Annotated in this window: 2 protein-coding genes and 1 pseudogene; all 3 read left to right on the plus strand. The window is 57.2% G+C overall.

Annotated elements, in window-relative coordinates:
• Positions 1-1,947 (plus strand): DUF637 domain-containing protein (locus tag AC1DZ5_RS21410; protein WP_477892820.1); only part of this gene is annotated, 1,947 nt, incomplete at its 5' end.
• Positions 1,948-1,979: 32 nt separating this feature from the next.
• The gene (locus AC1DZ5_RS21415; RefSeq protein WP_477892822.1) at positions 1,980-2,456 is read left to right on the plus strand and encodes a hypothetical protein; all 477 of its coding nucleotides are present in this window, start codon (positions 1,980-1,982) and stop codon (positions 2,454-2,456) included.
• A gap of 298 nt (positions 2,457-2,754) precedes the next feature.
• A pseudogene (locus tag AC1DZ5_RS21420) lies at positions 2,755-3,770 on the plus strand (hypothetical protein); the annotation flags it as partial.

A 3,770-nucleotide genomic window follows, 5' to 3' on the forward strand; every position in this document is an offset into this window, starting at 1 on the left:
TACTTCACGGCGGGCATGGGTACGGCAGCGGTGGGGACTACTACGGCTGTGGCCGGCGGCGCAGCCGGGGCAACGGTGACCACCCTGGGTGGCGTCACGCTTGCCAGTACCGCAGCAGGACTCACCACCGCAGGCATCGCCGTCAACGCCGGCTTTACCGCCCTGGCCAGCCAGGCAGCGGTTGCCATGGTCAACAACCAGGGCGACATCGGCAAGACCCTGGACCAGTTGGGCAAGGAAGAAAGCATCAAGGGCCTGTTGCTAACCATGGTGACGGCGGGGGCGTTGGATAAGCTTAATAGCACCATGGGTTGGCAGAACATCAGTCCCAAAACAGCCGACTTTGCTAGCAACTTTGGTAAAAATGTTGCCAACAACTTCGCCAGCGCCAGCATCAACAGCGCGCTCACCGGCTCCAGTTTGGAGGATGGCCTACAAGGTGCGCTGCTCAACGCCGTAGTGAGCACAAGCATGGCATTTGGAGCTAAGACTATCGGTGGTATGACCGTTCCAGATGCCAACGGCAATGCCACCCTCAACCCAGCGGGGCAATTGCTGGCGCATGCCCTGCTTGGTTGTGTATCAGGCGCTGCGACAGCGGGCAGTGGCAAAGGATGCACACCTGGGGCAGCCGGGGCCGTGGTCGGAGAGCTGGCCGCACAGTGGTACGACCCCGCTGGTGAAAAAACAGATGCCGAGGTACTGGACTTCGTCAGGGTGGTCAGCGCGACAGCAGGCGCACTCACTGGGGATGGCAGTGCCCAAAGCGTGAACACGGCAGCTGCCACTGGCGTGAACGCCGTGCAAAACAACTATTTGGAAACGCGCGATGTCAAACGAGCGATAGCCTCATTGAAGACTTGCACAGTCGGTTGTGATAGCTTGCGGCGCTTGCTATTAGGCAACGAGAGCGCTGGCGGTGAGCAAACTCCAGTAGCACGCTTGACGGATCTGTGCCGTTCTAACCCACTGCAATGCAGCACACGCGTGCAAGACGTGGCACAAGCGCTGATTGAGCTGCAAACCCCTGAAGCGCGCGCAGCTATCGGCGCGGCGACGACTGCACGATTGATACAGCGACAAATCGCAGATTTGGGCCAGGCGCTGGGAGCCCTTCAATGGGGTGTTGATCACATAGAGAGCAGCACGAAAATCGTCAAAACTGCACTGCTGGTGGGTAGCACGGCAGTGGGTGCGGGGCTGCTGGTGAACGTTGGCAGAGCCCTCGTCACAGCATGTGTCGGCGGCCTCAACCCCGCGTGCTCGGGGATGCTGACAGAGCTGAGTATTGGTGTGTCCGAGGCTGCATCGGGCGTGCCTACTTTAGGCCTGAGTGCTCCCGTGGTCGCAGGAGCCGCTGCGCGGCTGAAGACTGTACTCAGTCAAACTACTGATCCAGCAGTTGTAGCTCAGGAGTTGCAAGCGGTGCTGACTCAGGCTAAGACTGAATATAAGGCGTTGGGAGATGCAGCAGGAGGTGTTAAAAATCCATTGCTTGCTGATGCAATACCCAGAAACGGGGATCGTTTGGTGCTGAATCAGGGAAGTGGTCCAACCTGTGGTGCAAATTCATGCAGCATGGTGTTGGATACGATGGGTAAGCCCGTTGATGTGGCAACACTAATTCAAAAAATTCCACCAACTGAGCGAGGAATATTTCCGTCTCAAGTTGCGACTTTGATGAAGTCCGAGGGAGTGGACGCAGTGGCACTTTCTGGACGCAACGTAGGTGATTTAACACGCTATACACAAAACGGTACTCCGGTGATAGTGCGTATTGCTGATCCCGGAGTAAGCGATTTCTCGCACTTCGTGGTCGTTGATGGTGTTACAACAAAAAATGGCGTGGCGGTAGTTGCAATTCGTGATCCACAGGGCGCACAGTATTTCAGTCCAGTCGCCACTTTTAACAAGAGTTTTACAGGTGATGTGATAGTGCCGAGATAAGCGACGTTGCCAGCTACACCAAGGAGATAAATATGCTGCTAAAAATTCAATTACCAGACAACCTCGTAGTGCAAGGTTTACTTGTGCAAAAGAACATTCCTTGCTTTTGTCGAGTTCGAGGTACTTCGTTCGAACTGCTGTTTCAAGGTCCATTACCCCAAGCTGTTGGGGTTGTGGAGGGCTGGACTCACAAAGTGATTGACGACCGCGCGCCTGCAGGTGCAGGCGGCGAATACACACATTACTGCTTTGGCATGGTTACGCTTAAGAAAGCAGAAGAGAATGTTTTTGACATTGTGGATTTGTCTTTTTTCGAGAGCACGATTGGCTGGTGTCCCATCCTAGAGAAGGGTGAGTTGTGTGCGGTCAGACAATGGAATACGCCAGAAGAAGAGCTCGAATTTGAGGCAGGCTTCAAAAACAAAAGGCGAAATAAAAGGCAGCAAAAGACTATGGATGCACTTGTTAAGGCAGGGTTTGCGGATAGAACTGTCGACGGCAACTCCTAGTCTTCAACCCCAATCGAAGTTGCCTGATGGCGGTGGCTGAGACCAGCCGGAGCTGCGGCAAGTCCGGCGAAACCCGACGTACCCGCACCAAACCTGCGCGCAGCCCTTATTCCGCTGAGGTCCAAGCATCAAACCAGCCTCTAGCCCCCGTATCCATTGCGCGAGAAGCTACTAATTCAATAGCAGGCAACGACGTCAACGCCCGCGCCGCCAAGTCGAAGCTGGCAAGACGCTGGACGTCGCCGCTGGCAACAACATCATCCTGCAAGCCGGCCAGTCCACCACCAACGTCAACCAGATGGCCTCCGCCAAGGGCCAAGACCTGTTCCACACCAGCAGCATCGAAACCCGGCGCCAGGAACAACGCGCCACCGCCCTGGTCAGCACCCTGCAGGGCCAAAGCACCAACCTGGTGGCCCAAAACAACCTCGTCAGCATAGGCGCCAACCTGGGCGCCACCGGCCTGGACAACGGCACCGGCACCCTGCGCGTGGAAGGCAAAAACACCACCGCCCTCTATGAAGTGCAAAACTTCAGCCAGGTCACCACCACCACCCGTACCAAAACCACCGAAAACGCCTTCTTCGACCCGCTGGGCATTGGCATCTCCAATGAAGACAAAACCGTCAGCGACGCCCGCGCCACCAGCACCAGCATTGGCACCTCCCTCCTCTCCGATAAGAAAATCGAGATTGGCGTAGGCAACAAAACCGAACTGCAAGGTGCCAAGGTAGAAGCGCAGCAAATCGCCTTTGTGAACCTGGACCCAACGCAACAAGGCGAACTCATCCTGGGCGGTAGCACCGACACCACCCAGACCAGCCATACCGAAAAAACCGTGACCATGGGTCTGTACCAGGAGATGAAGGGCAAGGGCAGCACCACCGAGACGCTGAACCAGACCAGCCTCAAAGGCAACGTGACGTTTGACAGCGCCTTGAAGATCACCGCCCAGATCCCCGACACCAAAGGCGGACAAGCCCTCAAGAGCCAGATCGACGCCCTGGTCAGTGAAGGCAACGGCGTGGGACTGGACTACCTCAACGCCCTGGCCGCCAACCCCAACGTCAAGTGGGACCAGGTGGCCCTGGCCCATGAGAAATGGAGCTACGACCAAGGCGGCCTGACCGGGGCGGGAGCGGCCTTGCTGACCATTGTGGTGACTTACTTCACGGCGGGCATGGGTACGGCAGCGGTGGGGACTACTACGGCTGTGGCCGGCGGCGCAGCCGGGGCAACGGTGACCACCCTGGGTGGCGTCACGCTTGCCAGTACCGCAGCAGGACTCACCACCGCAGGCATCGCCGTCAACGC

It is taken from the genome of Rhodoferax sp. P1_F3, from assembly GCF_056405715.1.